Source organism: Roseateles sp. P5_B10, assembly GCF_056400485.1.
The window spans coordinates 1-4,658 of the sequence record NZ_JBFULE010000411.1; the positions used below are offsets into that span (position 1 = coordinate 1).

Consider the following 4,658-nt stretch of genomic DNA (forward strand, 5'->3'; position numbering starts at 1 on the left):
GGACCTGCACAAGCACGGCGTGCTGGCCAAGTACAACGTCGAGATGATCGGCGCCAACGAGCATGCCATCGAGAAGGCCGAGGACCGCCTCAAGTTCAAGGACGCGATGACCAAGATCGGCCTGGGCTCGGCCCGGTCCGGCATCGCGCACTCGCTGGAAGAAGCCTGGGCCGTGCAGAAGCGCATCCACGCCGAGATCGGTGGCGCGGGTTTCCCGATGGTCATCCGCCCCAGCTTCACGCTCGGCGGCTCGGGCGGCGGCATCGCCTACAACCCGGAAGAGTTCGAGACCATCTGCAAGCGTGGCCTGGACCTCTCGCCGACCAACGAACTGCTCATCGAAGAGAGCCTGATCGGCTGGAAGGAGTACGAGATGGAGGTCGTCCGCGACAAGGCGGACAACTGCATCATCGTCTGCTCCATCGAGAACCTCGACCCGATGGGCATCCACACCGGCGACTCCATCACCGTGGCGCCGAGCCAGACGCTGTCGGACAAGGAATACCAGCTGCTGCGCAACGCCAGCATCGCCATCCTGCGCGAGATCGGCGTGGACACCGGCGGCTCCAACGTGCAGTTCTCCATCAACCCGAAGGACGGCCGCATGGTCGTCATCGAGATGAACCCGCGCGTGTCGCGCTCCTCGGCGCTGGCCTCCAAGGCGACGGGCTTCCCCATCGCCAAGATCGCCGCCAAGCTGGCCGTGGGCTACACGCTGGACGAGCTGAAGAACGACATCACCGGCGGCATCACGCCGGCGTCGTTCGAGCCCAGCATCGATTACGTCGTCACCAAGATCCCGCGCTTCGCCTTCGAAAAGTTCCCGATGGCCGACTCGCGGCTGACGACGCAGATGAAGTCCGTCGGCGAAGTGATGGCCATGGGCCGAACCTTCCAGGAATCCTTCCAGAAGGCGCTGCGCGGCCTGGAGACCGGCATCGACGGCCTGACCGAGCGCTCGGCCGATCGTGAAGAGATCGTGCAGGAGATCGGCGAAGCCGGCCCCGAGCGCATCCTGTTCTTGGCCGACGCCTTCCGCATCGGCATGACGCTGGACGAGATCTATGAAGAGACTGCGGTGGACCCGTGGTTCCTCGCGCAGATCGAGCAACTCGTGCAGATCGAAGGCGAGCTGAAGGGCCGGGCAATCGAGTCCATCACAGAGGCAGAGCTGCGCCTGCTCAAGAGCAAGGGCTTCTCGGACAAGCGCCTGGCCAAACTGCTGGGCACGCACCAGCATGCCGTGCGCGAACGCCGCCATGCGCTGAACGTGCGCCCCGTGTACAAGCGCGTCGATACCTGCGCGGCCGAGTTTGCGACGCAGACGGCCTATATGTATTCGACCTACGAGGGTGCCGACGCCGAGTGCGAGGCCAACCCGACGGACAAGAAGAAGATCATGGTGCTGGGCGGTGGCCCGAACCGCATCGGCCAGGGCATCGAGTTCGACTACTGCTGCGTGCACGCCGCGCTCGCGATGCGCGAGGACGGCTACGAGACCATCATGGTCAACTGCAATCCSGARACCGTGTCGACCGACTACGACACCKCGGATCGCCTSTATTTCGAGTCAGTCACGCTAGAAGATGTGCTGGAGATCGTCGACAAGGAAAAGCCCGTCGGCGTCATCGTGCAGTACGGCGGCCAGACGCCGCTGAAGCTGGCACTCGACCTGGAGCGTGCTGGCGTGCCCATCATCGGCACGACGCCTGACTCCATCGACATCGCCGAGGACCGCGAGCGCTTCCAGAAGCTGCTGCACGAACTCGGCTTGCGCCAGCCGCCCAACCGCACGGCGCGCAATGAGGACCAGGCCGTCGCGCTGGCCAATGAAATCGGCTACCCGCTGGTCGTGCGCCCGAGCTATGTGCTGGGCGGCCGCGCGATGGAGATCGTGCACGGCGACAAGGACCTGGAGCGCTATATGCGCGAAGCGGTGCGTGTGTCCGAGAAGTCGCCGGTGCTGCTGGATCGCTTCCTGGAAGACGCCGTCGAGGTCGACGTCGACTGCATCGCCGACTCGACGGGCGACGTCATGATCGGCGGCATCATGGAGCACATCGAGGCGGCCGGCATCCACAGCGGCGACTCGGCCTGCTCGCTGCCGCCCTACACGCTGGCGGTTGATCTGCAGGACGAGTTGCGCCGCCAGACGGCGGCGATGGCCAAGGCGCTGAAGGTTGTCGGCCTGATGAATGTGCAGTTCGCCATCCAGGGTGACGTGACCGCGGGCCTGGCGGCCTGCACGGTCTATGTGCTGGAAGTGAACCCGCGTGCTTCGCGCACCGTGCCCTATGTGTCCAAGGCCACGGGCCAGCAGCTTGCCAAGATCGCCGCGCGCTGCATGGCTGGCCAGAAGCTTGTCGACCAGCGCGACCGCAAGGGTCGCGTGCCGGCCGAGGTCATCCCGCCTTACTTCAGCGTCAAGGAAGCCGTCTTCCCGTTCAACAAATTCCCGGGCGTGGACCCCATCCTCAGCCCCGAGATGCGTTCGACCGGCGAAGTGATGGGCGCAGCCAAGACTTTCGGCGAGGCGATGCTGAAGAGCCAGATCGGCGCCGGCTCGCGCCTGCCGCGCCAGGGCAACGTGCTGATCACGGTCAAGAACAGCGACAAGGCCCGCGCCATCGCCATCGCCAAGGATTTGCATGCGCTGGGCTTCGGCATCGTCGCGACGCGCGGCACGGCGGCTGCGATCACCGAGGCCGGCGTGCCGGTCAAGCTGATCAACAAGATCAAGGACGGCCGCCCGCACATCGTCGATGCGCTCAAGGGCGGCGACATCCAGCTCGTCTTCACGACGGTGGACGAGACCCGCACGGCCATCGCCGACAGCCGCTACATCCGCCAGGCGGCTCTGGCCAACCGCGTGACCTATTACACGACCATGGCCGGTTGTGAAGCCGCGGTCGAAGGCATGAAACACCGTGACGGCCTGACCGTGCAATCCCTGCAGGAACTGCACGCCGAGCTGGCTTAAACTACAGCCCATCGATTCCGCCGCAGCAGCCCGACCGGGCCGCAGCGGCGGAACTCTTTTTGCCCATTGAGTTTTTGCCATGACGACCATTCCCYTGACCAAGCGCGGCGCCGAGTCGCTCAAAGCCGAGCTGCACCGACTCAAGACCGTCGAACGTCATGCCGTCGTCCAGGCAATTGCCGAAGCGCGCGCCCAGGGTGACCTGAGCGAGAACGCCGAGTACGACGCAGCCAAGGACAAGCAGGGCTTCATCGAAGGCCGCATCCTCGAGATCGAAGGYAAACTCGCAGCGGCGCAGATCATCGATCCCTCGACGCTGGACGCTGGCGGTCGCGTGGTGTTCGGCGCAACGGTGGATCTGGAAGAAGAAGCCAGCGGCACCGAAGTGACCTACCAGATCACGGGTGACGACGAGGCCGACATCAAGCATGGCCGTATCTCGGTCGGCTCGCCGATCGCCCGCGCCCTGATCGGCAAGGAGGCCGGTGATGTCGCCGAAGTGCAGGCCCCCGGCGGCATCAAGCGCTACGAAATCGTCGAAGTGCGCTACGAGTGATGTTCGCTCGGCTCCAAGCCCTGCTGGCCGCCCTCTGGGGCGGCTTTTTGCTGTGTGTGGCCTTCGCGGCGACGCCCAGTGCCTTCGCGGTGTTAGAGCGCGCCCAGGCCGGTGCTTTCGTCGCACGCGTGTTTGCGATCGAGGCGCAGGTCAGCCTGGCGTTGGGGCTGGTGCTGATGATGATCGAGCGACGCATCGCCCGTGACACCTTGGAGGGCGGGGGCGTCAGCCAACAGTTTTCAGCCCGGCTCTTGCTGCCGGTCGTGGCCCTGTTCTGCACGATTGCCGGCTACTACGGCCTGCAACCGCTGATGGCAGACGCGAAGGCCGGCGCCGGGGTCGCATCCTTCGCGGCGCTGCATGGTGCTTCGCTCGCGTTCTTCGGCGTGAAGGGCCTGGCGGTGCTGGCCCTGGCCTGGATCAGTCCGCGACGTTCTTCTTGACGCTGGTCATGCGGCGCTTGGCGCGCTTGAGTTCGCCACCCTGGGCGACGCGCTGGTTGCCCAGCACCTTGAGTTTGGTGACCTGGGGCCGACCATTGCCGCTCTTGGAGAATTTGACGATCTTGACCACGCGCGGGCCGGGCCGGGCGTCGGTGCGCTCGGCGGCTGCCTTCTCCGGAATCGGCCGCCACAGCACCAGCAGCTTGCCGATGTGCTGGATGGGCGCGGCGTTCAGCTCGTCGCAGAGCTGGGCGAACATGGCTTCGCGCGCAGCGCGGTCGTCGCCCAGCACCCGCACCTTGATCAGGCCATGAGCCTTCAGCGCCAGGTCCACTTCCTTCACGACGGCGGGGGTCAGGCCATCGCCGCCGATCATCACGACCGGGTCGAGATGGTGGGCGTCGGAGCGTTTGTCCTTGCGCTGGGCAGGGGTCAGGATGATTTGAGGCATCCCCGTATTATCCCGTAGGCATGAAAACTCAAACCAAAAGCAAGAAGCTCAACAAGGCGTGGTTGAACAACCATGTCTCGGATCCCTATGTGCAGCAGGCGCAGAAGGACGGCTACCGCTCGCGCGCGGCCTACAAGCTCAAGGAAATCGACGAGGAACTGAAGCTGATCCGCCCGGGCCAGATCGTCGTCGACCTGGGTGCCACGCCCGGTGCCTGGAGCCAGTATC

Annotated in this window: 5 protein-coding genes; 4 read left to right on the forward strand and 1 reads right to left on the reverse strand. The window is 65.1% G+C overall.

Annotated features, from left to right (window positions below; translation table 11 throughout):
* The 3 genes from carB to AC1DU6_RS20635 all read left to right on the forward strand — a co-directional run.
* The coding region (carB, locus tag AC1DU6_RS20625) for a carbamoyl-phosphate synthase large subunit (protein ID WP_477859239.1) at positions 1 to 2,980 on the forward strand (2,980 nt) is incomplete at its 5' end.
* Between the two features lie 79 nt (positions 2,981 to 3,059).
* Positions 3,060 to 3,536 (forward strand): transcription elongation factor GreA, encoded by a 477-nt coding sequence (greA, locus tag AC1DU6_RS20630; protein ID WP_056195443.1) that lies wholly within the window; start codon positions 3,060 to 3,062, stop codon positions 3,534 to 3,536.
* Positions 3,536 to 3,979: a DUF4149 domain-containing protein gene (locus AC1DU6_RS20635; protein WP_457356215.1), complete on the forward strand. Its 444-nt coding sequence runs from the start codon at positions 3,536 to 3,538 to the stop codon at positions 3,977 to 3,979. Before greA ends, AC1DU6_RS20635 begins: the two co-directional genes overlap by 1 nt.
* Here AC1DU6_RS20635 and AC1DU6_RS20640 read toward each other — a convergent pair.
* The gene (locus tag AC1DU6_RS20640; protein ID WP_056195448.1) at positions 3,957 to 4,430 is read right to left on the reverse strand and encodes a YhbY family RNA-binding protein; all 474 of its coding nucleotides are present in this window, start codon (positions 4,428 to 4,430) and stop codon (positions 3,957 to 3,959) included. The two genes, AC1DU6_RS20635 and AC1DU6_RS20640, sit on opposite strands and share 23 nt — an antisense overlap.
* Before the next feature lie 20 nt (positions 4,431 to 4,450).
* On the opposite strand from AC1DU6_RS20640, the gene AC1DU6_RS20645 reads away from it, so the two are divergent.
* The coding region (locus tag AC1DU6_RS20645; protein ID WP_477859242.1) for an SAM-dependent methyltransferase at positions 4,451 to 4,658 on the forward strand (208 nt) is incomplete at its 3' end.